The sequence below is a fragment of the Streptomyces sp. NPDC053432 genome, from assembly GCF_055585365.1.
Window position 1 is genome coordinate 664148 of the sequence record NZ_JBVJKF010000002.1, and the last position, 24754, is coordinate 688901.

Below are 24754 nucleotides of genomic sequence, written 5' to 3' on the forward strand. Positions count from 1 at the left end.
GCGAGGAGATGGCCATGGACGTGCTGACGATGGGGGTCGAGGAGGAGTTCCTGCTGGTGGACGGGGCCAGCAGGCGCCCTGCGGAGCGGGCCGCCCAGGTGATCTCGTCGGCCGCGCAGGAGCTCGGGGAACAGGTGCAGACGGAGTTCTTCGCCTCCCAGGTGGAGGTGTGCACGGTGCCGGTGGCCGCCGTCTCGGAGCTGCGCACCGAGCTGGCCCGGCTGCGGCGGGTCGTCCGTACGGCCGCCGAGGAGTCCGGCTGCATGCTGGTGGCGACGGGCACGCCGGTGGTGCCGCCCGAGCGGCCGATGTCGGTGACGGACTCGGAGCGGTACCGACGGATGGCGCGGAAGTTCGCCGCCATCGTGGGCGAGTACGACGGTCTGGTCTGCGGCTGTCACGTGCACGTCGGCGCCATGAGCCGGGCGGAGGCGCTGGCCCTGGCGGGTCTGATGCGCCCCTGGCTGCCGGTGCTGCAGTCGCTGACGGGCAATTCCCCCTTCTCCCTCGGACGGGACACCGGCTTCGACAGCTGGCGGTTCGCGGAGTTCGCCCGCTGGCCCACCGTCGGCCCGGCCCCGGTGCTGCGGGAGGCGCAGTACGAGGCGTACGTGGGCGAGCTGGTCGAGCACCGGGTCCTGATGGACCGCCGCATGGTCTATTGGTACGCCCGACCGTCCGAGCACGTCCCCACGCTGGAGATCCGGGTCGCGGACACCAACGCGGACCTGGACACCGTGGTCCTCGTCGCGGCCCTGGTGCGCGGGCTGGCGGAGAGCCTGCGGGCCGAGGCGGCCGCGGAGGTGCCCCCTCCGGAGGTGCCCGAACAGTGGCTGCGGACGGCTCACGGGCTGGCGGCCGCCCAGGGACTCTCCGGGGACGGACTCGATCCGTTCAGCGGCGAGCGGATGCCGGCCGGGAGGCTGGTGGAGCGGCTGGTGTCCCGCGCGGAACCGGGTCTGGAGGCGGCGGGAGACCTCGTGCTGGTGAAGGAGCTGCTGCACCGTCTGCGGACCGAGGGCACCGGAGCCGCACGGCAGCGGGCCGCGCTGAGCCGGCGCAGCAGGCTGACCGACGTGGTCGACGAGCTGGCCCTGGCCACCGCCGCGGCGTGACCGGATTCCCGCGCCCCCGGCTTCACGCGTCCCGCGGAAGGTGGATGTCCAGGACGCACATGTCGTCCCGCCCGGCCGGGTGAACGGCCGAGACGAGGCCCGCCAGGGCGTCCCGGTTCCCTGCGCCCACGGCCTCGGCGGCCGCCCGGCCGAGGCGGTCGAGTCCCTCCGCGATGTCCTCCCCCGGGACCTCGATGAGTCCGTCGGTGTACAGGAGCAGGTGGTCACCGGGTTCCAGGGCGAGTGTCTGCTCCACGTACACGGATTCGCGGGAAGCTCCGAGGAGGGTCCCCTCGGGCAAGGGGAGGAAGCGCGGCTCGCCGCCGCGGACCAGCAGGGGCGGAAGGTGTCCGGCGCGCACCCACGACAGGGTCCGGGACGCGGGTCGGTAGCGCATCATGATCATGGTGGCCGTGGTGGGGGACGTGCCGACGGCCGTGTGCATGAGGAGCGCGTTGAGCCGGCTCATGGCGTCGGCCAGGGCCGAACCCGTGATGATCATGCCTTTGGCGGTGAACCTCAGCTGGGCCATGGTCCCGACGGCTTCCAGCCCGTGGCCGGCGACGTCCCCGACGACGAAGAGGGCGTTCCCGTCGGGCAGTTCGATGGCGCTGTACCAGTCGCCGCCGACGTTCACTCCGCTGTCGGAGGGCACGTACGCGATGTCGACGCGCAGCCCGACCAGCTCGATCGACTGCTCCGGTACAGGCAGCAGCGCGTGCCGCAGACCCTCCGCGATCGCCCGCTCCGCCCGGAGCGTGCCCCGCTGGACCAGGACGGAGCGCTCGCTCTCCAGCAGGGCCAGCTCGGCGTCGCGCAGCGGGCTGAGGTCCTGGAAGAACCCGTGCACCTTCACGGGTGTGCCGTCGGCGTCCGTCTCGGCCTCGGCGACGATCCTCAGGTGCCGGACCCCGGCCGCGGTGGTGATGCGGAACGGCTGGTCGATGGGGGCGCCTTCGCCCAGCAGTTGCTGGACGGCCCCGGCGAGCGCCGGCAGGTCGTCCGGGACCACGTACCGCGGGAGCTCCTCCAGCATCACGGGCCCGCGCCCGGGTGCCCGGCCGAAGATCTCGTAGACCTGCGCTGACCAGTCGATGGCGTCGGTGGTCAGGTTCCATTCGGCCCAGCCGAGGTTTCCCAGCCGTTCCATGGTGGTCACGCGGCGGTTCTCGCGTTCGTCCGCGTCGTGGCGGATCCAGGAGACGACCAGCCGGTCTCCCAGCCGTGCCGCGTGCACGGAGTAGAGGGACGTCCCGGGGACCCCGCCGATGACCTCCTGGTACTCGAACGGCTCGCCGTCGTACACGGCCCCGGTCTCCAGGGCGTCGACGTACCCCCGCCACAAGGGGGTTCCCGCCACGGTGGGGTAGGTCTCCAGGATCCGCCGTCCCACGAGCTCCTTCCCCCGGCGGCCGGCCACGTCCACCGAGCTGGGGGCGGCCGCGTCGATCCGGAAGTCCTCCACCTCGCCGGCCCGCGAGCGCACGGGCGACAGGAGGATCGTGTCCCCGGGAAGGGCGTCGAGGACGCTCTGGACGGCGGCCACCTCGTCGTCGTTCACCGGCTCGGGCCCCGCGTGTTCGAAGGCGCGCAGGGCGCCGCCGCACAGCCGGACCGCCTGCCGGAGCAGGTTCTTGTCGGCGTCGCCGAAGGGGCCGGAGAGCTTCCGCAGGAATCCGACGGCGCCGGGCGCCGGGCCTTCCCCGGGCAGGGGGAGCCACGCGCGGGTGCGCCACCGGGCCGGCGAGCCGATGAGTTGGTACGCCTTGGCATCGCGCTCCGCGTCCTCCAGCCAGCGGGGCTCCCCGGAGCTGATCGCCTCGAGGGCGGCGACGCCGGTGAGCGGCGGGATGTCCTGCCATTGCGCGGCCAGTGACGCGTCGATCCCCGCATGGCCGACGAGCTCCAGCCGCCCGGACCCGGCCATGTAGATCATCACGCCGTCCACCCCGAGGGGTTCGCGGAGCAACTCGTGCAGGACCTCCGCGGCGTCCCCGGGGCTCCGGGCCCCGGCGAGGGCGGAGGCCAGGGCGGACAGGAGCGCCCGTGAGCCGGAGGCTGCGCCGCCTCGCGGGCGGTACCGGGCGGAGCTGAAGACCGACCCTTCCGTCTCGGGGGGCGCGGGGGCGGCCGCCCCGGAGGGCGGCGGGAACGGTGACGGTGCCGGTGGCGCGGGCTCGGGCCCCGTGGCGGGCCGGGGCCGGATGCCGCCGAGGGTGATCCAGCACTGCTCCATCAGCGACCGGGACCGCTGCCCCGCCTCCCGCACCAGCGCCTCGTACGCCGCGTCGGCCGAGTACCCCTCCCGGGCCATCAGCACGCCCTTGGCCCGCTCCAGTACCGCCGTGGTGGACGCGAGACCCTCCAGGTCCGCCACCTCGGCGCGGAGCCTGGCCACGACTTTGGCCAGGGCCAGCACCTCGGGTGACCCACCGTCGCCGGGGGTCATCGGATCCGTCTGCATTCTTCGAGCATGGCACGGTGACGGAGTCCGGAGCAGGACCGCGTCGCCCCGGGGTGCCGACGGCCGTCACGCAGCCGCGGGGCCCGCGCCCGCGCTCAGCGCCGCGCGGTGTGGCGGATCCTCGCCCACAGGGGCAGCACGAACCAGCACACCAGGTACCAGACGAACACGGCGAGCACCAGCCACATCGCGAGGGTGTCTCGGGTCGCGACCCGCAGCACCAGGAGGAGGGCGGCGGTGCAGGTCGCCAGCAGCAGGACGAGCCCCGCGAAGGTCAGCCGCGCGGCCCAGGCGACCGCCTCGGGCTTGATGCGACGGCCCGCGACGATCCGGTGGAAGGCGACCGGAGCGATCAGCGTACCCGTCGCCGCCGCCCCCAGCACCACCGTGACGACGTAGATCGTCTTCTCGGTCTGCGCCAGCCTGGCGAACACCGGGGTGAAGACCACCGTGAGGAGGAAGCCGAACAGGATCTGCACTCCCGTCTGCGCGACACGGACCTCCTGGATGAGTTCCTGCCACTGCCGGTCCGCACGCTCGTCCGCGGTTTCGTTGCGGCCGTCAGCCACGTCCGTCGGCATCCGCTGCCTCCCTGGGTCTCACATCATCGGGCTCCTACCCGGCGGGCCGGGTGTCATGCGCCACGGCGACGGGGTGCATGGCGGCGTACTCCAGGGGCGCGGACGGGTCGACGGACAGGTCCAGCCGGGCCGGTGCCGCGCCGGCCCGTACCAGCAGGTCGCCCACGGCCGCGATCATCGCCCCGTTGTCCGTGCACAGCGTCATCGGCGGCACCCGGAGTTCGACCCCGGCCGCGGCACAGCGCTCCTCGGCGAGCGCCCGCACCCGGGAGTTGGCCGCGACCCCGCCCACCACGACCAGCGTCCGCACCCCGTACGCGCGGCAGGCGGCCAGCGCCTTGCGGGTCAGCACGTCCGCGACGGCCTCCTGCAGCGAGGCCGCGCCGTCGGCCAGCGGGATCTCCGCGCCGGTCTGCCGGTGCCGCTCGGCCCAGCGTGCGGCGGCGGTCTTCAGCCCGGAGAAGGAGAAGGCGTACGGGGCGTCGCGCGGGCCGGTCAGCGGCCGCGGGAAGGCCACCGCGCACGGGTTCCCGCCACGGGCGGCGCGGTCGATCGCGGGCCCGCCCGGGTAGGGCAGACCGAACAGCCGGGCCGCCTTGTCGAAGCACTCCCCCGCCGCGTCGTCGACGGTGTCCCCGAGGTGCAGGATCGGGTCGCGCACCAGGTCCCGTACCAGCAGGAGCGAGGTGTGCCCGCCGGACACGATCAGCACCACGCAGGGGTTCGGCAGCGGTCCGTGCTCCAGGGTGTCGGCCGCCACGTGCCCGGCGAGGTGGTGCACTCCGTACAGCGGTACGCCGGCCGCGTAGGCGAGGCTCTTCGCCCCTGCCAGTCCCACCTGCAGGGCGCCCGAGAGACCGGGGCCGGTCGTGACCGCGACGGCGTCGACGTCGCTCAGGCGCAGCCCCGCCCGGTCGAGGGCCTCCCGGACCACGGGGCCGAAGGCCTGGAGGTGGGCCCTGGCCGCGATCTCCGGCACGACCCCGCCGAAGCGGGCGTGCTCGTCCATGCTCGACGCCACGACGTGCGCGAGCAGCCTGCCGCCGGACACGATCCCGGCCCCGGTCTCGTCGCACGACGACTCGATGCCCAGCACCACCGGAGCGCCCACGCCAGCCTCGTTCGCATGTCCATTGTTGTTGCAAATTACTTGCAACAAGATACCGTGCCGGGTGGGTGCCGCTGCGCCGTGCGGCGCCGACCGCCCGGAGCTCAGCCGAGGGCGCGGTCCAGGTTGAAGGCCGCGCTGATGAGCGCGAGGTGGGTGAACGCCTGCGGGAAGTTGCCGAGTTGTTCCCCGCTCCGGCCGATCTCCTCGGCGTACAGGCCGAGGTGGTTGCCGTAGGTGAGCATCTTCTCGAAGGCCAGCCGGGCTTCCTCCAGGCGTCCGGCGCGGGTCAGCGCCTCGACGTACCAGAACGAGCAGATCGAGAACGTCCCCTCGGAACCGCGCAGGCCGTCCGGGCTGGCCTCCGGGTCGTAGCGGTAGACCAGCGAGTCGGAGACCAGGTCCGAGGTCAGCGCGTCCAGGGTCGACAGCCACTTGGGGTCGGTGGGCGCGATGAACTTGGCCATGGGCATCATCAGCACGGAGGCGTCGAGCACGTCGTCGCCGAGTCCCTGGGTGAACGCGCCGCGGCCGGCCGACCAGCCCTGCCGCATGATCTGCCGGTAGATCGCGTCCCTGCTCCGCTGCCAGCGGACGAGATCGGCGGGCAGACCCCGCCGGTTGGCCATCCGGACGGCCCGTTCGATCGCCACCCAGCACATCAGCCGCGAGTACACGAAGTTCCGCCGGCCGCCCCGGGTCTCCCAGACGCCCTCGTCGGGCTGGTCCCAGTGGTCGCAGAGCCAGTCGACCACGGTGCCGACCTCGTCCCAGTGGGCGCTGCTGATGGGCTTGCCCCACTTGTCGTACAGGTAGACGGAATCGATCATGGCTCCGTAGATGTCCAGCTGGAGCTGGCCGGTCGCGGCGTTCCCCACGCGCACCGGGGCGGACCCCAGGTGCCCTTCGAGGTGGAGCAGCTCGGATTCGGGCAGGTCCTTCCGGCCGTCGATGCCGTACATGATCTGCAGCGGACCGGCGGGGCCGGCCCCCGGCTCGATGCACCGCTCGGACAGGAAGCCCATGAACGCCTCGGCCTCGGAGGTGAAGCCCAGGCGGAGCATCGCGTAGACGCAGAAGGCGGCGTCGCGGACCCACACGTAGCGGTAGTCCCAGTTGCGCTCACCGCCGACCCGCTCGGGCAGGCTCGTCGTCGGGGCGGCCACGATCGCACCCGTGGGCACGTAGGTGAGCAGCTTCAGCGTCAGCGCGGACCGGTCCACCATCTCCCGCCAGCGGCCGCGGTACCGCGAGCGGCTCAGCCAGCGGCTCCAGAACCGGACCGTCGCCTCGAACTGCTCCTGCGCCTCGGCGCGCGGACAGCCCCGCGGGCGGACGCCGTCGCCGATCTTGTCGAGGGCGAACACCACGGACTCGCCTTCCAGGAGCTTGAAGTGCGAGGAGACGTCGGTACCGTCGGTCTCCAGCGGCACGGTCGAGGTCAGCGCCAGTGAGATCGACGGGGACTCGAAGACGGCCTCGTGGGCCTGCGCGTGCACGGTGTGCGCCTCGGCGCCGTAGCCGAAGCGCGGGGCCGCGCGGGTCCTGAAGGGGAGGCTGCCCCGTACGCAGATCACCCGGCGGATCAGCCGGTGGCGGACCGCCTCCCGCGACTCGTCCACGACGGGCATGAAGTCCTGGATCTCGGCCACCCCGTCGGCGGCGTAGAACCGCGTGATCAGCACGTTGGTGTCGGGGAAGTAGAACTGCCGGGTCCGCGCGGGCACGTCGGCGGCCAGCTCCCACGATCCGCCCCGGTCGGCGTCGAGGATGGAGGCGAACACGCTCGGTGCGTCGAAGCGCGGGCAGCAGTACCAGTCGATCGTGCCGTTCGTCCCGACGAGCGCGGCGGTGCGGAGATCACCGATCAGGCCGTGCTCGGAGATCGGCAGATAGCGCGTGCCGTCCACTCCTCCGGATCCGTTCCCGAGCTCCATGCCGGCCTCCTACCGTTTCGCTGCGGGCAGGTGCGGGGATCGAGAAGACGTCGTCCTTCATGTTAGGCCGCACCGGCCCTTCCCGGAGGGCGATCTTGTCCGGGTGAGCAGACAATGAGCGGCAAGGACCTTCTCGTGGCGAGGGCGAGATGGGCGGTTCTGCGGTCTGGAGGTCGTGGAACATGGGATCGGTACCGCCATGACGGTCGGGGAGCAGACCCGTCCGGCCGACGTGCGCCCTCCCTCCGGGGGCCCGGCCGTCCTTCCCGGTCCGGACGAGGAGTCGGTGACCGTCCGGGACATGGTGGCGCGGCTGAGCGCCGCCTTCCCGTCGGTGGACGGGGCGACCGTCGAGGCGACGGTCAGGGCCGGGTACGAAGCGTTCCACGAGGCCAGGATCAGGGCCTTCATCCCGATCCTGGTCGAACGGCGTTGCCGCAGGGCGCTGGGCGCCGCCTCGGAGCAGACCTCGGAGCAGACAAGGACCGATCGCTGATGTCCGACGAGAGAGCCGAACGCATCGCGGATTTCATCCGGCCGCTACGGGTGGAGCCGGGCTCCGAGGTGCGCCTTTCCCGCGACTTCGATCCGCGCTACAAGGCCGGCCTGAAGAAGCAGGAGGGCATCCAACTGCTGCGCAACGGGGTGTCGTTGCTGGCGGAGTACCAGGAACGGCTGGCCGCCCAGAACACGTACGGGGTGGTCCTCTGCCTCCAGGCGCTCGACGCCGGCGGCAAGGACGGGACGATCCGGCACGTGATGAGCGGCGTCAATCCCCAGGGCGTACGGGTCAGCAGTTTCAAGGTGCCCTCCGTGGAGGAACTCGACCACGACTACCTCTGGAGATACGCGCAGCGGCTGCCCTCGCGGGGCGAGATCGCCATCTTCAACCGCTCCCACTACGAGGAGGTCCTGGTCGTACGGGTCCACCCCGCGGTCCTCGACCGCCAGAACCTGCCGGAGGGCTCGGGCGGGCCGGACCTGTGGGACCGGCGCTTCCGGGATATCAACCACTGGGAGCGCTACCTCACGGACAACGGCTTCAAGGTGGTGAAGATCTTCCTGAACCTGTCCAAGGAGGAGCAGCGCATCCGCTTCCTGAAGCGGATCGACCTGCCGGAGAAGAACTGGAAGTTCTCAGCCGCCGACGTCCGTGAGCGGCGCTACTGGGACGACTACCAGCGCGCGTTCTCCGAGATGCTGTCGGCCACGAGTACGAAGTGGGCGCCCTGGTACGTCGTGCCGGCGGACCGGAAGTGGTTCGCGCGGATCTGCGCGGCGGCGGTCCTCGCGCACACGCTGATGGACATCGATCCCCAGTTCCCCGACGTGGGCGAAGAGGCGCGCAGGGACCTGCTGGTGACCCGGCGGGTGCTGGAGAAGGAGGCACCCGCCGGGGCCGAGGCCGACCCGTACGCCTCCGGGGGCCCGGAGAAGAAGAGGAAAAAGGGGAGAAAGGGGATGAAGAAGAAGGGGAGGAAGGGGAGGAAGCACGGCTAGGGCCCGTCGGACCGGCCCGGACGCGTCCGCGGCCACGGATCGGAGGCAGCACGATGACCGTGCGGTCGGTTTCCCCGGGCGAGCAGCCGCGGAGTGCGGAGGACGCCTGGTACACGCGTGATCCCGAAGAGGTCGCAGCGGCCTTCGGCGTCGATCCGGCGGTCGGTCTCTCCACGGCCCGAGCGGCCGAGCTCCTGGCGGCGCACGGCCCGAACGCGCTGCCGGCGGAGGAGCGGACACCGGCGTGGCAGCGGTTCCTCGGGCAGTACCGCAGTTACATGCAGCTGGTCCTGCTGGCCGCTGCGGCCGTCTCGCTGCTCATCCGGGAGTGGACCACCGGAATCCTGCTGATCGTCCTGACCCTGCTGAACGCGGTGATCGGCCTGCGCCAGGAGGGCAAGGCGGAGAGCGCGATGAACGCGCTCCAGTCGATGATGAAGGCCTCGGCGCGCGTGCGCAGGGACGGGACGGAGGCGGAGATCCCCGCCGACCGGCTCGTCGTCGGCGACATCGTGCTCATCACCGCCGGGGACCAGGTCGCGGCCGACGGGCGCATCATCGAGGCCAGTGCCCTGCAGATCGACGAGTCGGCGCTCACCGGCGAGAGCGTGCCGGCCGCGAAGGACACCGGCACGCTGCCGGGCGCCCTGCCCTCGCCCGGCGACCGGACCTGCATGGCGTTCATGAACACCCCCGTCACCCACGGCAGCGGGGTGCTGGTCGTCACGGCGACCGGTGCCGGCACCGAGGTCGGCAAGATCTCCGGGATGCTGTCGGCCACGGAGAAGGAGGTGCCGCCGCTCACCAGGGAGCTCGACAGCCTGACGCTGTGGATCACGGGCGCGGCGGGGCTGACCATGATCGTGATGTTCGCCCTGGGGCGTCAGCGGGACCAGGCCTGGGACGTGTTGTTCGTCAGCGCGGTCTCCCTGGCCATCGCCGCCGTCCCCGAGGCCCTGCCGACCGTCACCCAGGCGATCCTGTCCGTCGGCAGCCTCAACCTGGCCGAACGGAACGCGATCGTCAAGGAACTGCCGTCGGTGGAGACCCTCGCCTTCACCTCGGCGATCAACTCGGACAAGACCGGCACGCTGACGATGAACGAGGTCACCGTCGTCGAAGTGCTCAGTCCCACCGACCGGTACACCGTCTCGGGCACGGGCTACGGGCTGGACGGGAAGGTCCATCACGCCGCGGGATCGTCGGCGGGCATCGAGGACGCGATCCTGCCCTACCTGGTGGCCAGCGACGCGAAACTGGTGGACGGCAAGGTGGTCGGCGATCCCACCGAGGGCGCGCTGCTGGTGCTCGCGCACAAGGCCGGGCTGGACGTGGAGGGCACGAGGGAGGCCTTCCCGCGACTCGCCACGCTGCCGTTCGACCCGACGTACAAGCTGATGGCCACCTTCCATGCGGCGGTCGACGCCTCCGGCCGCCGGGTCGTGCGCTGCTTCGTCAAGGGCGCGGCGCCGGCGGTGACGGCGCGGGCCGCCACCGCGCTCGCGGCCGGCGAGAGCGTCCCGTGGGACGCGGAACTGGCCGGGCGCGCCGACGCCCAGACCCTGCGGATGGGCGGAGAGGGGCTGCGGGTGATGGCCGCGGCCACCCGTGACCTGGACCCGGACGCGTTCGACCCGGAGGGCGACCTGCTCGCGTACGTCACCGGGCTGCGGATGACCAGCCTCGTCGGCATGGTCGACCCGCCCCGGGAGGAGGCGAAGGCGGCCGTGGCCGGCGCCCAGGAGGGGCACATCCGCGTCCGCATGGTGACCGGCGACGACGTGGTCACCGGAGCGGCGATCGCCCGGCAGCTCGGCATCCCGGGCGAGGCGGTCCTCGGTGCCGATTTCGCCGCCATGAGCGAGGAGGAGCAGCTCGCCCGCATCGACGGCATCGGCGTGGTGGGCCGCGTCGCGCCGGAGCACAAGGTGCTGCTCGCCAACACGCTGAAGAAGAAGGGCGACGTGGTCGCGATGACCGGGGACGGCGTCAACGACGCGCCCGCCATCAAGGCCGCCGACATCGGGATCGCCATGGGCAGCGGCACGGACGTGGCGAAGAACGCCGGACGCATGATCCTCTCCGACGACAACTTCGCCACCATCGTCTACGCCGTCGAGCAGGGCCGCCGGATCTACGACAACCTCACCAAGTACATCCGGTTCGTCCTGCTCCTGCTGGTGGCTTTTGTGGTGACCTTCCTCGGCGCCACGGTCTTCAACATCGCGGCCGGCGAGCCCTTCACCCCGCCGCAGGTGCTGTGGATCCACTTCGTGGTCAACGCCTCCTTCGGCTTCGCGCTGGGCTTCGACCGGGAGAGCCCCGGGCTGATGCGCCGCAGGCCGCGGCCGCGCGGGGAGTCGGTGCTCACCCGGGCCGTGCTGGTCACGGTCGGACTGGCGGGGCTGGCGATCACCGTCGTCCTGCTCGGGCTGATCAAGCTCGGCGAGGCCCGCTACGACAGCACCGCGACCGGCCGGTCGATCGCGTTCACCGCGTTCGCCCTCTGCCTGATCGTGGCGGCGTTCGAGTGCCGCAGTGAGACGGATTCGGTGCTGACGACCACCACCTTCGACAGCAAGCAGATGAACCGGGTGGCACTGACCCAGTTCGTCCTCGCGGTGCTGGTGACCCAGATGGACGGCTTCCGCCGGCTCCTCGGGACGACCGCGATCGACGCACGGCAGTTCGGCTGGGCGCTGCTGTCCGCCGTCGTGCTCCTCTTCCTGTGGGAGCTGGGCAAGCTCGTGGCCCGGCGATCGCGACGCGCCTGATGGGGGCGGGGGAAGGAGGGCCGGTGACCACCCGGCACGAGGGCCGCGGGATCCGCCGCCGGCTGCGAGCCGTTCCCGGGGTCCGCGCGGCGTCGTCCTACCGGCGGGAGTGGCTGGCCAAGGACCTGGTGGCGGGTGTCGTCCTGACCACGCTGCTGGTGCCGCAGGGCATGGCGTACGCCGAGCTGGCGGGCCTGCCGGCCATCACCGGCCTGTACACGACGATCCTCTGCCTGCTCGCCTACGCGGTGTTCGGGCCCTCACGGATCCTGGTGCTGGGCCCCGACTCCTCGCTGGGGCCGATGATCGCCGCGACCGTGCTGCCGCTGGTGGCGGCCGGCGGGGACCCCGGGCGGGCCGTCGCGCTGGGGTCGATGCTCGCGATCATGGTGGCGGCGATCATGATCCTGGCCTCGGTCGCGAAGCTCGGCTTCATCGCCGACCTGATCTCCAAGCCGACGATGATCGGCTACATGAACGGCCTGGCCCTGACCATCCTGATCGGGCAGCTGCCCAAGCTGCTCGGCTTCAAGGTCGAGGCGGACAGCCTGATCGGCGAGGCCGTCGGATTCGTACGGGGTCTGGCCGCGGGCGAGACGGTACCGGCCGCCGCGGCGGTCGGCTGCGGCGGCATCGCCCTGATCCTGCTGCTGCAGCGGTTCCGGCCGAAGGTTCCCGCCGTGCTCGTGATGGTGGTCCTGGCGATCGCCGCGACCACGGCCCTCGACCTGGGCGAACACGGGGTCGGCCTGGTCGGGGAACTCCCCGAGGGTTTCCCGCCGTTCACCGTCCCCGACGTACGGCTCTCCGACCTCGGCCCGCTGCTCGGCGGCGCCCTGGGCATCGCCCTGGTGTCCCTGGCCGACACGATCTCCAACGCGTCGGCCTTCGCGGCCCGCACCGGGCAGGAGGTCCGCGGCAACCAGGAGATGGCGGGGGTCGGTGCGGCCAACCTGGCGGCCGGTCTCTTCCAGGGCTTCCCGGTCAGCACCAGCGGATCGCGTACGGCGGTGGCCGAGCGCGCGGGAGCCAGGAGCCAGCTCACCGGCGTGGTCGGAGCGTTGCTGATCGTCCTCATGCTCGTGCTGGCGCCGGGGCTGTTCCGCAATCTGCCGCAGCCGGCCCTCGCCGCGGTGGTCATCACCGCGTCCCTGTCGCTGGCCGACGTGCCGGGCACGGTCCGGCTGTGGCGGCAGCGCCGGGCGGACTTCCTGCTGTGCGTCGCGGCCTTCGTCGGCGTGGCCCTGCTCGGTGTGCTGCCCGGGATCGCGGTCGCCGTGGCCCTGTCCGTCCTGAACGTCTTCCGGCGCGTGTGGTGGCCGTACAACACCGTGCTGGGGCGGGTGCAGGGCCTGGAGGGCTACCACGACACGCGTTCCTACCCGCAGGCCGGGCAGTTGCCGGGCCTGGTGATCTACCGGTTCGACGCGCCGCTCGTCTTCGCCAACGCCAGGACCTTCCGCGACGAGGTCAGGCGGCTGGCCGCCGCGGACCCGAAGCCGAGCTGGATCGTGGTCGCGGCGGAGCCCATGACCGATGTGGACACCACTGCCGCGGACGTGCTGGAGGACCTCGACGAAGCCCTCAACGCGGGCGGCGTGCACCTGGTGTTCGCCGAGCTGAAGGACCCCGTTCGGCGCAAGATCGAGCGGTACGGACTCACCCGGACCATCGACCCCGATCACTTCTTCCCCACCGTGGAGGCCGCCGTCGCGGCCTTCCGGCGGCGCACGGGAGCGCAGTGGTCGCCGCACCCGCCGCAAGAGCCGCCCGCGCTGCCCGAGACGCCCTCCGGGGAGTGGTGAGGGAGCCGTGCCCGCCGGTCAGGCGGCCGCCTCGTGCCCCGTCGCGGCGCGCCCCATCGTCAGCGCCAGGCGGCGCACCCGGCGCCAGTTCACCGGCGGCGCGGCGCGCGGCACGCCGGGCCTGTTCCGCGGCACCCACACGCGCAGGGCGCGCGGCACGACACGGCAGAGCACCGGAGTGGGCAGCGACAGGGCCTCGCCGTCGACACCGACCGGGATGACGGCGGCGTCGGCGTCCACGACGACCTCGCGGGCGGTGGCCTCGGTCAGTCCGCGGCCCTGCCCGCTCTGCAGCAGGAGTTCCGTCGCCTCGGCCGCGCCCCCGACGTGGACGCACAGCACCCCGAGGGTGCCGGAGTCGAGCCGCTCACGGCGCCCCAGGCCCGCCGGGTCGGCCCTCTGGTAGGGGTTGTTGCTCACCAGGACGGCCTGGGGGCCCTCCATGGTCAGCGGACCGGCCCGGACCGCGAGCCGGGCGCCGGTGTTGTGGGCCAGCAGGTCCGGCAGCATCTCCAGGATGGTGCGGGCCTTGTCGTCGCGGTAGGCGGGGCTCTGGACGACTTCCGCGTACACGCCGAACGAGGCGTTGTTGATGAAGACGCGCCCCGGCCGCCGCTCGCCCTCCTCCCCAGTGTGGAGGTAGCCGATGTCGATGCGCTGCTCGACTCCGTCGGTCAGCGCCTCCAGACAGGTGGACGGGTCCTGCCTGTCCAGGCCCAGGTCCATCGCGAAGTGGTTGCGGGTGCCGGCGCTGATCACCATGAAGGGGATGTCGTGTTCCGCGGCCACACCGGCAACCAGGGCCTGCGTGCCGTCACCGCCCGCGACGCCGAGCAGGTCGGCCCCGCGCCGGACGGCATCGCGCGCGAGCTCCTCCACGTCCTCGTGGCTCTGCGGGTCCAGGACGTGGACTTCGGCTCCCAGGTCCCCGGCCCGCTCCGCGAGGCGGAACTTCTCGACCTTTCCGCCGCCCGAACGCGGGTTCATGATCAGGAACGGGTGCCGGGCCCGGCCGGCGGGCCGCTCCGGCATACCCGGCGGACGGTCCTCCAGCAGCGCGGACCTGCCCGCGTACACGGCCAGCGTCCACAGGGCGACGGAGACCAGTACGACCCACAGCAGCCCGGCCGCCGCGTACAGGACCAGGACGGTGACGGGCGCGGCGACCATCAGCAGCACGGCCGCCGCCCTGATCCATCCGGTGTGGGTCAGCATCCACCAGGCACCCGCGACCGTGAGGGCCAGTCCGGCCCATCCCACGCCCATGAGCAGCAGGCTCCGCAGCCCGCCGAAGAGCACCAGGACCACGATCGCCGCCGCGCCCGCCACCAGGGCCAGACGTGCGGCCCACCGCGTACTCATGGGGCAACCTCCCACCGCTCCGGCGCAGGCGTTCACTTCAGGGTACGAGCGGCCACGGTGTGGAGCACGTCCGTCGTGGCGGCCGGTGGACGGCCGGATGGCGGTACCGGCCGGGCCTTGGGACCATTTCCCCGGGGGTCAGCCGGCCATGACCGATGACCCGCCGGTCTCCCCCTCGCCCCGCCGGACGGTCCGTCGTCGGGCGAGGACGACCGTACGCCGTCGCGCGTGGACGGAGAACGGGCCGGGGCTCGGCGTGCTCGCGGACGTGGGGCGCCCCCTCGGAGCGGTCGTTCGTCAGTGGCGTCGTGCGCAGGTCCAGGCGCCCATGCCCTGCATCCTGGCGAGTCTCCTCGCGGTCGCGATCTGCTGCGCCTTCGTGGCGAGGTCGGCGCGCGGCGCGTACCTGCGGCCTCCTGCCGCGTTCCAGCTCGACTGGGTGAACTGCAGGCCGCCGTAATGGCCGTTGCCGGTGTTCGCCCGCCAGTTCCCGCTCGATTCACAGCGGGCGATGGCGTCCCAGTCCGGGTTGGGTTTGGAGTGGACGGCGGCGGCGTGGGCACCGGAGACGTCCAGCAGGGACACGGTCAAAAAGACTACGGAGGCCAGCAGTTGGCCGAACACGCTCCGACTTCTCCAGTCCTTCCGGTTGCGCGACATCAGTCCTCCTTCGCTGTTGGGGCGGGCCTGCCACGACAGCGGGCGGGCCCGCATCGGCCCTTGGTCGGGCCGAGGGCACAGCACAGCACGGACCGACGTGCTTCCAGCGGCACTTGCCGTCGGCGAACGGATGACGCCACCCGAACGGACGCTCTACTGCCCTCCTGAGGCCCTCCGAGCCGCATCGCCGGACCAGGACCGCCCGCCGGGCGCCGTGCGCCCGGCGGGCCGTTGGCCGCGGCGCACGTGATTGCCACCCCTCCTGGAACTGACGCAGCATCACATGCTCGGCGCGACATGCGGGTTGGCGTCTCAGGGGCCCCTGCCGTCCGGCCGACGGCGTGTCGGCTCCGACAGACCGCCCGGCCGCACGCCGGGACGCCGTCCGCGCCGGCGGGGGCCCGGTTCCCGGCAGCCCGGCCGCGCCCGCATCGTTCGTGCGTCGTAAGCTGGTCCCATGTCCGACACGGCGCACGGCCTCACGACCGGGGCGGTGGCCCGGCACCTCGGGGTGTCGCCGACCACGCTGCGCTCGTGGGACCAGCGGTACGGCATCGGCCCCGCGGTCCGGGAGGACGGGCGGCACCGCCGCTGGACGGCCGCGGACGTGGCCGTACTGGACGAGATGTGCCGGCTCACCGCCTCCGGCGTGCCCCCCGCCGAAGCGGCGCGGGCCGCCAGGTCCGGCCGTACGGGCCCGGGCACCGTTCCGGCCGCCGTCACCCACCCCGCCCGGCCCGAGCCGGTCAGCGGGCTGCCCACCGCCGACGTGCGCCGGGGGCTCGCCCGCGCCGCCGTCCGGCTCGACGGCCCCGGCCTCGACTCCCTGCTCCGTGCCGCCGTGGCGGCACACGGGCTGGTCACGGCGTGGGACGACGTGATGGTCCCGACCCTGCACGCGGTGGGCCGCACGTGGGAGTCCTCCGGTGACCAGTACGTCGAGGTGGAGCACCTGCTGTCCTGGCACGTGTCGACCGCGCTCCGGCAGGTCGCGCCCGCCGGACCCCGGTCCGCGCTCAACACTCCCCCGGTGGTCCTGGCCTGCGTACCGGCCGAGCAGCACAGCCTTCCGCTGGAGGCGCTGGCCGCGGGGCTCGCCGAACGCGGGCTGCCCGCCCGGATGTTCGGCGCGGCCGTCCCCGCCGAAGCGCTCGACGCCGCCGTGCGGCGGCTGGGCCCCGCCGCCGTCGTACTCTGGTCCCAGGCGCGCTCCACCGCGAACCACGCCCTCGCCCGCCATGTCGCCGCGCGTTCCTTCGGGGTCAGGGGAGCGCGGACGCACCCCCGGGTGCTGCTCGCGGGTCCGGGCTGGGCGGGCCGCGCCGTGGAGGCCGGCATGCTCCGCCCGGGGAGTCTGCGCGAGGCCCTCGACGTCCTCGCGCGCTGCTACGCGGATCCGCCGGGGGGCCGCCGCCTCAGCGGTCCGGCACAGGGAGTGTTGTGACCGGCGAGATTCACCGGTTCAGGGCGCCCGGCACCTAGCCGTCCACGAGACTGCTGCGCATCCGCAGCAGGCCCCGGCGGGCGTGGCTCTTGACGGTGCCCAGCGGCAGTCCCGTACGGTGCGCGATCTGCGCCTGCGTCAGGTCGCCGAAGTACGCGAGGGTCAGTACGTCGCGCTGGACGCGCGGCAGGCGGGCGAGTTCCCGGGTGATCACGACCCGGTCGAGGACGCGCTCGGGACCCTCCCCCGCGCCGTCGGACAGCGGCAGCGCCGCACCCGCGGCGGCGACGAGGTCGAGCCGGCGCGTCCGGTCCGAGAGGGCGTCGGCGGTCTTGCGCCGGGTGATGCCCACCAGCCAGGCGGGCACGGGACCCCGCTCGGGACGGTATCCGGCACGGCCCCGCCAGGCCGCGAGGAAGACCTGCTGGGTGACGTCCTCGGCTTCCCGCGGGTCGCCCAGGGCGCGGGCCGCCAGGGTGTGCACGAGCCGCCCCCAGCGCCGGTGCGCGAGGGCGAGGCAGCGCTCGTCCCCCTCGGCGAGCCCCCGGCCGATCTCCTCGTCCGAAACCGCCCGGGACGCTTCGAGGTGTGCCGTGGTCATCTGCGCGTCCTCCTGCCGGTGCCGGGTGGTCCCCCGGCTCACCAGCCTCCGGCCGGCGCAGCGGCCGGTTCAACACGCATCGATCGTGCGTCGTATCAGGTGCCTCCCCGGTCTCAGTCCCTGCCCCGGGCGTGCCGGAAGCGGGCGAGGCCGTCGGCGAGGTCCACGATCGGGTCGGGGTAGTCGTACGAGGCCCGGTCCAGTCCCTTCAGCTTCCAGGGTTCGTGGATCGAGGCACCGGGAAGCTCCGCGAGCTCCGGGACCCAGCGGCGGACGTAGGCGCCGTACGGGTCGTACCGCTTGCCCTGGAGAACGGGGTTGAGGACCCGGTGGGGCCGGGTGTCGGTCCCCGTGCCGGCCACCCACTGCCAGTTGAGCTGGTTGTTGGCGACGTCGCCGTCCACGAGGAGGTCGAGGAAGTGCCGTGCGCCCTCCCGCCAGTCGACGTAGAGGGTCTTGCTGAGGAAGGAGGCCGCGAGCAGCCGTCCGCGGTTGTGCATCCAGCCCTCGTGGGCGAGTTGGCGCAGGGCGGCGTCCACCACGGGATAGCCGGTCCGGCCCTCGCGCCACGCCAGCAGGTCCGCCTCCGCGTCCGCGCCCCGCCGCCAGTGGTCGTGCCGGGGCCGGTAGTCCCGGGTGGCCGCCGCCGGTCGGGCGGCGAGCACCTGGCGGTGGAAGTCCCGCCAGCACAGCTGCCGTACGAAGGCCTCGGCGCCCGGGCCGCCGCGGGACCGCGCCCGGTACACGGCCTCGGTCGGCGACACCGCGCCGAAGTGCAGGTACGGGGAGAGGCGCGACGTCGCGTCGCCCGCGAGGTCGTCGTGGCGCTCCTCGTAGGCGTCGGCGTGCCGGGACATCCACGCCCAGAGCCTGCGGCGCCCCTCGGTCTCGCCGCCGGTGGCCAGCCCTTCGGAGACGTCGGCCACGGAGGCGCTCGTCGGCAGCCGCTCGGAGCGCAGCCCGTGCGGTACGCGTACGGCCCCGGGGGCCGCGAGCGGCGTCCTGAGCGGTTCGTCGGACCAGCGCCTGAAGTACGGGGTGAAGACGGCGAAGTGGTCGGAGCCCTGCGGGGTGACGTCGCCGGGCGGCACCACGGTGGTGACGGCGTCGTGCACGTACAGGCGGCACCCCTCGGACTCCAGTGCTCCGCGCAGCCGTTCCTCCCTGGCGCGGGCGAACGCCGAGTGGTCCGCGGCCATGTGGACCTCGTCGGCCTCGGACTGCCGTACCAGCGCGCACACTTCGGCGACGGTGTCGCCGCCGCGCACGATGAGGCGGCCGCCGCGCTCCCGCAGTCCGGCGTCCAGGTCGGTAAGGCAGTCGGCGAGGAAGGCGAGCCGGTTGGGCGCCGCGAAGCCGGCCCGGTCCACCGCGGGGTCCCGGACGAACAGCGGCACGGTCTCGCGCGCCGCGTCCACTGCGGCGCGCAGCGGCGGGTGGTCGTGCACGCGGAGGTCGGAGGTGAACAGGACGACGGAGACGGTCATGGCGCCACTCCCGGGGATCGGCCGCCGGGCGGGCCGCTGCGGGCGCGCGCCCGACGGGCTGCTGTGCTGGTGCTGGTGTGCGGGTGTTCTGCACTCCCCTTCCGCGCGCCGGGGCTCCCTGGATGCGGGCCCCTCCCCCCGGCACCTCCCCCGGCGCCTCACCCCGGCACCACCCGGCACCACCCCGGCGCCTCACGCCGGTACGTCGGCCCCCGTACGGTCGGCAGCGGCCCGCTCCGCCGTCCGCGCGATGTTCCTGGCCATGCCGCCGAAGACCACGGCGTGGAACGGCGCCACGCTCCACCAGTACACCTGGCCCGCGAGCCCGCGCGGATGGAAGAGGGCCCGCTGGCGGTAGCGGGTCCGCCCCGCGTCGTCCCGTTCGGCGCGCATCTCGAGCCAGGCGAGCCCCGGGAGCCGCATCTCGGCGCGCAGCCGCAGCAGCGCGCCCCGCTCGATCTCCTCGACCCGCCAGAAGTCGAGTGCGTCGCCGACGCGGAGCCGCTGGGCGTCCCGCCGCCCGCGGCGCAGCCCGGCGCCGCCCGCGAGCCGGTCGAACCAGCCCCGTACGGCCCAGGCCAGCGGGAAGGAGTACCAGCCGTTCTCGCCCCCGATGCCCTCGATGACCTGCCACAGGGCGTGCGGGTCGGCGTCGACGGTACGTTCGCGTTCGTCGGTGTAGAGGCTGCCGCCCGCCCAGTCCGGGTCGGTGGGCAGGGGATCGCTGGGGGCCCCGGGCAGCAGGGCGGAGGACCAGCGGGTGGTGACCCGGGCCTCCTGGACCCGCCGGATGGCGAGCGAGAGCGCATGGTCGAAGGGGGCGGGGGTGCCGGGCGGGTCGGGCACGTAGGCGGCGATGTCGTGCTCCGTGCAGACGACCTCGTACCGCAGGGACTCGGCGAGCGGCCGGGCGAGGGCGGCGGGCACGGGGGTGACCAGGCCGATCCAGTGGCTGGACAGGCCCGGGGTGAGCATCGGGACGGGCAGGATGAGCCGCCGGGGCAGCCCGGCGACGGACGCGTAGCGGACCATCATGTCGCGGTAGGTGAGGACGTCCGGGCCGCCGATGTCGAAGGCGCGGTTGACGTCCTGCGGCATGGTCGCGCTGCCGACGAGGTAGCGCAGCACGTCGCCGACGCCGATGGGCTGGACGCGGGTCCCGACCCAGCTCGGCGTGACCATCACGGGGAGCCGTTCGGTGAGGTAGCGCAGCATCTCGAAGGAGGCGGAACCGGAGCCGATGACGACGGCGGCGCGCAGCACGGTCGTGGGGACGCCGGAGCCGAGGAGGATCCGGCCGACCTCGGCGCGTGAGCGCAGGTGCGGGGAGAGCTCCCGCTCGGGGACGTCCGCCGGGGTGAGGCCGCCGAGGTAGACGATGCGGCGTACACCCGCGGCGCGGGCCTCCTCGCCGAAGGTGCGGGCCGCGTTGCGGTCGGTCTCCTCGAAGTCGCGGCCGGCGCCCAGCGAGTGCACCAGGTAGTAGGCGACGTCCACGTCGCGGAGGGCGGGGCGCAGGCTCTCCGCGTCGGTGACGTCGCCCCTGGCCACCTCGACCCGGTCCGCCCAGGGGTGGTCGCGCAGGTGGGCGGGGGTGCGGGCGAGGCAGCGCACGTCGTGGCCGGCGGCCAGCAGCTCGGGGACGAGCCGGCCGCCGATGTAGCCGCTGGCGCCGGTCACCAGGCACAGCGTGCGGGAGGGCGCTGGTCCGGACGGGGTCCGGGGGCTGGTCGCCATGGGGTGCTCCGTTCCTCGCGGCGGGGGGCCTCACTCCGGTGCTTCTCCCCCCGCTGCCCGGACGGATGCGGGGCGACGTCGTCCGGTACGGCCGCACGGCGGGGTCCGGGACGGGCACGTGCCCGCCCCGGACGCCGCCCCGGATCAGGCGGAGGCGGAGGCGGCGCCGGCCTCCTGTGGATCCGGGTGTCCGGGGTCTCCGTGGCCCGCGCCGGGTACGCGGCGTGGGCGTCGGCGCGCAGCGGCAGCGTTTCACGGAGGGGCGGGTTCGTCGACCTGGGCGACGGCGGTCCCGTCCGCTTCCAGGTCGCCGGCCTCCTCGCTCGGGGCCGAGGCCGACCTGTAGCGCTGTCTCGGCGAGGGGCTGGTCGTCGCGTACGAAGGACCAGGCGAGCATGGTGGTCCTCGCATGCGCGCAGGTCGTCCGGCGCACCGTCATCGGCTCCGGCCGGGAGACGCCCGCGAGGGCTGGGGGGCGCACGTAGCGTGTCGTAGGACTGGGCCCCGCCATGCCGGGTGGCGAGGCAGCCGGCGACTGCTCGGCGAAGTACTGGACCATGTCATGCCGTTCGGTTCGCCCGTGCGCGGAGCACGTCGATCCCGGCACCGTTGCCGCATGCCGGTCCGTGAACTGGGACACGGATGACCGGGGACCCGGACTGCCCCCGCATCTCTCGTGCCAAGACGGTGGTGTCCACCATTCGGCCATGGTCTTGCTGAGCGGCGACCCCTTGGGCGAGTATTCCTATCAATCCGATAGGGAAAGGGGGATTGGGCTCCATGCCGTCCGGCAACCGGCCCACACCCCCGACGACGCTCCGGAGTAGCCCCCATGACCACCGCCGTCCGGCCTGCCGAAGAGCAGCGCCACGCGCTCCTGCGTACCGCCCGCGACGTGGCGGACGACCTCGCCACGGACGCCATCGCCCGCGACCAGGCGGGAAAGCCGCCGCTCGACGAGACGGCGCGGCTGCGCGAGGCCGGACTGCTGGCGGCCCTCACCCCGCCCAGGCCCGACCGCGGGGCGGACTGGCGTACCGGGTGCGCCGTCATACGGGAGATCTCCGCGGCGGACAGCTCCGTCGGCGAGGTGCTCGCCCGCCACTACGCGCACGCCTGGAGCGCACGCTTCTACGCGGCCCGCCACCAGGCGCCCGCCCTGGAGGAGGCGTCGGCGCGCGAGCAGTGGCTGTGGACGGGTGCCGTCCGCAACCCCGCGCCCGACGAGGACGCGGCCGGACCGGACCTGACGCTGAGGCCGCGCGGCACCGGCTACGTACTGAACGGGCGCCGGTCCGTGGACACGGCCGCGGGCGTCGCGGACCAGATCGTGCTGGACGCCGTCTGTTCCGGCACCGGTGACGTCCTGGTCGTACGGATCCCGCCCGGCGCGCAGGGCGTGACCGTCGAAGCCGCCCACGACCGGCTCGGGCAGCGCGTCGCCGGCGCGGGCGACGTCGTCCTCGAACGGGTCGCCGTCACGCCCGAGCAGGTGCTCGGGCGGCGCCCGCACGACGAGGAGTCGACCGCGCCGTTCACCGCCCTCGCCGGGCCGGCGCTCCGGCTCGCCCTGTGTCACGTCGGCCTCGGTATCGCCGAGGGCGCCCTCGTCGAGGCCCGCGACCTCAGCAGGGGCGGTCGCGCCCATCGGCTTCCCGGCGAGCACCCGGACCTCCTGCTCACGTACGGGGAACTCGCCTCCGCCGCCCAGACCGCCACCGCCATGGCCGACCGGGCGACGGAGGCGATGGCGCTGGCCCTGGACACGGGCACGCACCTCGACGGCGAGGAGCCCGCGGACGTCGCCGCCCTGGTCGCCACGGCCGAGACCGTGACCTCCAAGGCCACCCTGCACATCACCGCACGGGTCCTGGAACTCGCCGACGCCCCCGGTTTGGACCGCTTCTGGCGCAACGCCCGCGTGCTGACGGCCCACCACCCGGTCGCACACCGCCTGCGCTCCATCGGCGAGCACTACCTCAACGCCCCCCACCGGGTGCCGGCCGCCGTCTTCCGCTGAGCGGGGCCCGCCCGGGCGGCCCCCGGCCCGCCCCGCCCGCGCGGACGCGCCCTGATCCGTACGGGATAATGCACCCATGCGGATCTCAGCCAGGGCGGACTACGCGGTACGTGCCGCACTGCAGCTCGCGTCGTCGGAGGACGACGGGCCGGTGAAGGCCGAGGCCATCGCCGACGCCCAGGACATCCCGCACAAGTTCCTCGAGGGCATCCTGAACGACATGCGCCGGGGCGGCCTCGTGCTCAGCCAGCGCGGCGGCAACGGCGGCTACCGGCTGGCCAAGCCCGCCTGGTCCATCACCATCGCGGACGTCATCCGCATCGTGGACGGCCCGCTCGTCTCCGTGCGCGGCGTCCGCCCGCCGGACCTCTCGTACACCGGGCCGGCCACGTCCCTGCTGCCCCTGTGGATCGCCCTTCGCGCCAATGTGCGCGAGATCCTCGACGGCGTGACGCTCGCCGACGTCGCAGGCGCCGATCTGCCGGCCGACGTGTCCGCACTGACGCACACTCCCGAGGCCTGGACCAATCCCTGAGCTGTAGAGGCACGTCCCTGACCTGCTCGTTCTCACTCACCGAGATAAGTTCGTCCATCATTCGGACGACCCCTTGGGGCGATCCCCGTCGTCTGCCAAGATGCCTACCAGCCCGGTAGGAAAACTAGGAATGAGGGGTGGCCGTGCGAGCAATACATGAATCAGCCATTCTTCTGCCCGTCCTGACCACCCGCCGGCACATCGACCTGGCGCGTACGTCCAGCGCCATCTGTCAGTCCGCCTGACCCGGGTTCCGGCTCGCGCGCCGGTCACCGCCGCGCGCCCCGGCCCCGGCACCCCCGCTCTCCGCAGGCCCGGCGGCCCACTCCGCCTGCCTCGCCGCCACGCGTCACCTCCGAGCGCGGCCTGCGACACACGCGGCCCGACAGCCCGGCCCCGCTGGTCCACGGCACCTTGCGGTTTCCCCACCTGAGACGACGGTCCCATCACCGGCCGCCGCCCGGTGCGGTGCCGTGCCCGCCGAGGGCCCCGGCCGCGTGCCCCCGCCACTTCCCCGACGCCCCATCCCGTGAAAGGACACCCCCGTGTCTGCCGCCAGACCGCTCACCGCCCTCCGCGCCATCGCCGTCACCGCAGCCCTTCCCCTCCTGCTCACCGCTTGCGGCTACGGCTCCGAGGCGAAGAAGACCGAGGACAAGCCGGCCGGCGCGGCTGCGCCCGAAGGCCAGAAGCTGTCGGCCTCCGAGGTCCGGATCGGGTACTTCCCCAACCTGACGCACGCCACCGCGCTGGTCGGTCTGCAGGAGGGCCTGATCCAGAAGGAGCTGGGCGGCACCACGATCAAGCCGCAGTCCTTCAACGCCGGCCCGTCCGAGATCGAGGCCCTCAACGGAGGCTCCCTCGACATCGGCTTCATCGGCCCCTCGCCCTCGATCAACGGCTACGTCAAGTCCAAGGGCTCCAACCTGCGGATCATCTCCGGCTCGGCCTCCGGCGGCGTCAAGCTCGTCGTGAACCCGGACAGGATCAAGACCCTGGACGACCTCAAGGGCAAGAAGATCGCCACCCCGCAGAAGGGGAACACCCAGGACGTCGCGTTCCTCAACTGGATCGCGGAGAAGGGCTGGTCGGTCGACCCCGAGTCCGGCAAGGGCGACGTCTCCGTCGTCCGCACCGACAACAAGGTCACCCCCGACGCCTTCAAGCAGGGCTCCATCGACGGCGCCTGGGTCCCGGAGCCCACCGCTTCGAAGCTCGTCTCCGAGGGCGCCAAGGTCCTCCTCGACGAGACCGACCTGTGGCCCGACAAGAAGTTCGTGATCACGAACATCATCGTGTCGCAGAAGTTCCTCAAGGAGCACGCGGACGTCGTCGAGGCCGTCCTGCGCGGCACCGTCAAGACCAACGAGTGGATCCACTCCAACCAGGACAAGGCCAAGGCCTCGGCCAACGCCAAGCTCGCCGCGGAGGGCGGCAAGCCGCTGGACGCCGCCGTCATCGACCCGGCGTGGCCCAGCATCCTCGTCACCGACGACCCGCTGGCCTCGACGCTGAAGGCGCAGGCCGACTACGCGGTCAAGGCCAAGCTGATCGAGCAGCCCGACCTGGCCGGCATCTACGACCTGACGCTCCTGAACAAGGTCCTCAAGGCCGCCGGCAAGCC

The 24754-nt window shown here is 73.1% G+C and carries 19 protein-coding genes and 1 pseudogene; 10 read left to right on the forward strand and 10 right to left on the reverse strand.

From position 1 onward, the window contains the following. Positions 1-14 precede the first annotated feature (14 nt). Entirely contained in the window at positions 15-1115 is a 1101-nt protein-coding gene (locus ACZ6Y1_RS06095; protein WP_469623597.1) for a carboxylate-amine ligase, read from the forward strand. Positions 1116-1137: 22 nt separating this feature from the next. On the opposite strand, the gene ACZ6Y1_RS06100 is transcribed toward ACZ6Y1_RS06095, so the two are convergent. From ACZ6Y1_RS06100 to ACZ6Y1_RS06115, 4 genes are all read right to left on the reverse strand, one after another. Beyond that, positions 1138-3579 (reverse strand): SpoIIE family protein phosphatase, encoded by a 2442-nt coding sequence (locus ACZ6Y1_RS06100; protein ID WP_469623601.1) that lies wholly within the window; start codon positions 3577-3579, stop codon positions 1138-1140. A gap of 95 nt (positions 3580-3674) precedes the next feature. Next, positions 3675-4160 carry a DUF6328 family protein gene (locus ACZ6Y1_RS06105; protein ID WP_469623604.1) on the reverse strand — a complete coding sequence of 162 codons (486 nt, stop codon included), beginning with the start codon at positions 4158-4160 and terminating at the stop codon, positions 3675-3677. A gap of 34 nt (positions 4161-4194) precedes the next feature. Continuing rightward, positions 4195-5259 (reverse strand): tRNA (adenosine(37)-N6)-threonylcarbamoyltransferase complex transferase subunit TsaD, encoded by a 1065-nt coding sequence (gene tsaD, locus ACZ6Y1_RS06110; RefSeq protein WP_469623731.1) that lies wholly within the window; start codon positions 5257-5259, stop codon positions 4195-4197. A gap of 113 nt (positions 5260-5372) precedes the next feature. Further along, positions 5373-7205: a glycoside hydrolase family 15 protein gene (locus ACZ6Y1_RS06115; RefSeq protein WP_469623607.1), complete on the reverse strand. Its 1833-nt coding sequence runs from the start codon at positions 7203-7205 to the stop codon at positions 5373-5375. 175 nt (positions 7206-7380) lie between these two features. Between ACZ6Y1_RS06115 and ACZ6Y1_RS06120 the strand changes: the two genes are divergently transcribed. From ACZ6Y1_RS06120 to ACZ6Y1_RS06135, 4 genes are read left to right on the forward strand one after another with little or no spacing between them, the layout of a single operon-like run. Next, a complete protein-coding gene (locus ACZ6Y1_RS06120; RefSeq protein ID WP_469623610.1) occupies positions 7381-7701 on the forward strand; it encodes a three-helix bundle dimerization domain-containing protein in 321 nt (106 codons plus the stop codon). Then, positions 7701-8705, forward strand: a complete 1005-nt coding sequence (locus ACZ6Y1_RS06125; RefSeq protein WP_469623613.1) for a polyphosphate kinase 2 family protein — start codon at positions 7701-7703, stop codon at positions 8703-8705. The genes ACZ6Y1_RS06120 and ACZ6Y1_RS06125 overlap by 1 nt, the downstream gene beginning before the upstream one ends. Before the next feature lie 53 nt (positions 8706-8758). Then, positions 8759-11479 carry a cation-translocating P-type ATPase gene (locus tag ACZ6Y1_RS06130; protein WP_469623616.1) on the forward strand — a complete coding sequence of 907 codons (2721 nt, stop codon included), beginning with the start codon at positions 8759-8761 and terminating at the stop codon, positions 11477-11479. Positions 11480-11502: 23 nt separating this feature from the next. Continuing rightward, on the forward strand, positions 11503-13284 hold the full coding sequence (locus tag ACZ6Y1_RS06135; protein ID WP_469623620.1) for a SulP family inorganic anion transporter: 1782 nt from the start codon (positions 11503-11505) through the stop codon (positions 13282-13284). Between the two features lie 18 nt (positions 13285-13302). Here ACZ6Y1_RS06135 and ACZ6Y1_RS06140 read toward each other — a convergent pair whose 3' ends face one another. Both ACZ6Y1_RS06140 and ACZ6Y1_RS06145 read right to left on the reverse strand, forming a co-directional pair. After that, a complete protein-coding gene (locus ACZ6Y1_RS06140) occupies positions 13303-14646 on the reverse strand; it encodes a diacylglycerol/lipid kinase family protein (RefSeq protein WP_469623622.1) in 1344 nt (447 codons plus the stop codon). 297 nt (positions 14647-14943) lie between these two features. Then, the gene (locus ACZ6Y1_RS06145; RefSeq protein ID WP_469623625.1) at positions 14944-15306 is read right to left on the reverse strand and encodes a transglycosylase family protein; all 363 of its coding nucleotides are present in this window, start codon (positions 15304-15306) and stop codon (positions 14944-14946) included. Between the two features lie 457 nt (positions 15307-15763). Between ACZ6Y1_RS06145 and ACZ6Y1_RS06150 the strand changes: the two genes are divergently transcribed. After that, positions 15764-16750, forward strand: a complete 987-nt coding sequence (locus ACZ6Y1_RS06150) for a MerR family transcriptional regulator (RefSeq protein WP_469623629.1) — start codon at positions 15764-15766, stop codon at positions 16748-16750. A gap of 34 nt (positions 16751-16784) precedes the next feature. Here ACZ6Y1_RS06150 and ACZ6Y1_RS06155 read toward each other — a convergent pair whose 3' ends face one another. The 4 genes and pseudogenes from ACZ6Y1_RS06155 to ACZ6Y1_RS06170 all read right to left on the reverse strand — a co-directional run. Beyond that, a complete protein-coding gene (locus ACZ6Y1_RS06155; RefSeq protein WP_469623632.1) occupies positions 16785-17351 on the reverse strand; it encodes a sigma-70 family RNA polymerase sigma factor in 567 nt (188 codons plus the stop codon). Positions 17352-17464: 113 nt separating this feature from the next. After that, on the reverse strand, positions 17465-18838 hold the full coding sequence (locus ACZ6Y1_RS06160) for a cryptochrome/photolyase family protein (protein WP_469623635.1): 1374 nt from the start codon (positions 18836-18838) through the stop codon (positions 17465-17467). A gap of 192 nt (positions 18839-19030) precedes the next feature. Beyond that, positions 19031-20575, reverse strand: a complete 1545-nt coding sequence (locus tag ACZ6Y1_RS06165; protein WP_469623638.1) for an SDR family oxidoreductase — start codon at positions 20573-20575, stop codon at positions 19031-19033. Between the two features lie 391 nt (positions 20576-20966). Further along, positions 20967-21284: pseudogene (locus ACZ6Y1_RS06170) on the reverse strand (hypothetical protein); the annotation flags it as partial. Positions 21285-21407: 123 nt separating this feature from the next. Between ACZ6Y1_RS06170 and ACZ6Y1_RS06175 the strand changes: the two are divergent. From ACZ6Y1_RS06175 to ACZ6Y1_RS06190, 4 genes are all read left to right on the forward strand, one after another. Continuing rightward, positions 21408-22595 carry an acyl-CoA dehydrogenase family protein gene (locus ACZ6Y1_RS06175; RefSeq protein ID WP_469623641.1) on the forward strand — a complete coding sequence of 396 codons (1188 nt, stop codon included), beginning with the start codon at positions 21408-21410 and terminating at the stop codon, positions 22593-22595. 76 nt (positions 22596-22671) lie between these two features. Then, a complete protein-coding gene (locus ACZ6Y1_RS06180) occupies positions 22672-23130 on the forward strand; it encodes an RrF2 family transcriptional regulator (RefSeq protein WP_469623644.1) in 459 nt (152 codons plus the stop codon). A 143-nt stretch (positions 23131-23273) separates the two neighbouring features. Next, positions 23274-23375, forward strand: coding sequence for a putative leader peptide (locus ACZ6Y1_RS06185; RefSeq protein WP_469623647.1), 102 nt, complete (start codon positions 23274-23276; stop codon positions 23373-23375). 300 nt (positions 23376-23675) lie between these two features. Beyond that, positions 23676-24754, forward strand: a 1079-nt coding sequence (locus ACZ6Y1_RS06190) for an ABC transporter substrate-binding protein (protein ID WP_469623650.1), incomplete at its 3' end; no start/stop codon positions are given.

Coding starts and splice junctions, on each gene's coding strand:
- ACZ6Y1_RS06175 (WP_469623641.1), top strand. CDS start 21,408: ATGACCACCGCCGTCCGGCCTGCCGAAGAGCAGCGCCACGCGCTCCTG.
- ACZ6Y1_RS06165 (WP_469623638.1), bottom strand. CDS start 20,575: ATGGCGACCAGCCCCCGGACCCCGTCCGGACCAGCGCCCTCCCGCACG.
- ACZ6Y1_RS06150 (WP_469623629.1), top strand. CDS start 15,764: ATGTCCGACACGGCGCACGGCCTCACGACCGGGGCGGTGGCCCGGCAC.
- ACZ6Y1_RS06160 (WP_469623635.1), bottom strand. CDS start 18,838: ATGACCGTCTCCGTCGTCCTGTTCACCTCCGACCTCCGCGTGCACGAC.
- ACZ6Y1_RS06130 (WP_469623616.1), top strand. CDS start 8,759: ATGACCGTGCGGTCGGTTTCCCCGGGCGAGCAGCCGCGGAGTGCGGAG.
- ACZ6Y1_RS06100 (WP_469623601.1), bottom strand. CDS start 3,579: ATGCAGACGGATCCGATGACCCCCGGCGACGGTGGGTCACCCGAGGTG.
- ACZ6Y1_RS06125 (WP_469623613.1), top strand. CDS start 7,701: ATGTCCGACGAGAGAGCCGAACGCATCGCGGATTTCATCCGGCCGCTA.
- ACZ6Y1_RS06180 (WP_469623644.1), top strand. CDS start 22,672: ATGCGGATCTCAGCCAGGGCGGACTACGCGGTACGTGCCGCACTGCAG.
- ACZ6Y1_RS06115 (WP_469623607.1), bottom strand. CDS start 7,205: ATGGAGCTCGGGAACGGATCCGGAGGAGTGGACGGCACGCGCTATCTG.
- ACZ6Y1_RS06105 (WP_469623604.1), bottom strand. CDS start 4,160: ATGCCGACGGACGTGGCTGACGGCCGCAACGAAACCGCGGACGAGCGT.
- ACZ6Y1_RS06140 (WP_469623622.1), bottom strand. CDS start 14,646: ATGAGTACGCGGTGGGCCGCACGTCTGGCCCTGGTGGCGGGCGCGGCG.
- ACZ6Y1_RS06095 (WP_469623597.1), top strand. CDS start 15: ATGGACGTGCTGACGATGGGGGTCGAGGAGGAGTTCCTGCTGGTGGAC.
- ACZ6Y1_RS06155 (WP_469623632.1), bottom strand. CDS start 17,351: ATGACCACGGCACACCTCGAAGCGTCCCGGGCGGTTTCGGACGAGGAG.
- ACZ6Y1_RS06145 (WP_469623625.1), bottom strand. CDS start 15,306: ATGTCGCGCAACCGGAAGGACTGGAGAAGTCGGAGCGTGTTCGGCCAA.